We start from the raw sequence: 644 nt of genomic DNA on the forward strand, positions 1-644 counted from the left end.
TTCTGAAGTTGGCGCCTGTGGTAAACGGATTTCAGTTTTATCATTGGAACCACATCCAACAAGCGAAATAGTAGCCCCGATCAGAATGGCAAGTGTGCTCTTTTTAAACATACTTTTTCCCTATTATTTACGTTATTTTTATATTCTCATTTATATAAATGAGTGTTTTTAGTGTGCAGAAGCTCGGCTCGCACTAAATAAGCACGAGCTTCCAATAATTATTCTTTTATTTTTCTTTAGCGACAGTGATGGCTTTTAATAAATCGCCATTAATATTCGGAATTGTGTCAGCCAAAAATATCTGATTACCAGGTGTAAAAGTGAGTAAAACATTTTTTAGTCGTTGACTGTTTTCACTGGTTTTATTTTGAACATCAAACTCAATTAATTTGTTGTACACTTCATTTGCCAGTTTTTCTTCTTGTTCTTCGGTAATCGCAATGCGTCCAACACAAATTGGAGGCCGAATATCATGGCTAAACACTTCTTCACGAAAGCGCTGTGCAAATAGCGTGTCTAAATTTGAACCTTCTTCAAAAATAAAGCGGCCTGTATCTTTAAATTGATAGTGTTTATCCCCTTTCAGTTCAATGTAATCCATCATTTCTAGTGCACGTAAATAGAGCGCAACGGAAGTATCATTC

1 pseudogene is annotated in these 644 nt (G+C 35.7%); it reads right to left on the minus strand.

Going from position 1 to position 644, the window contains the following annotated elements:
• Nucleotides 1-226: 226 nt before the first annotated feature.
• Nucleotides 227-644, minus strand: a pseudogene (locus R7Q11_RS27070) (transcriptional regulator); the annotation flags it as partial.

The sequence above is a fragment of the Vibrio sp. 970 genome (genome assembly GCF_033339075.1).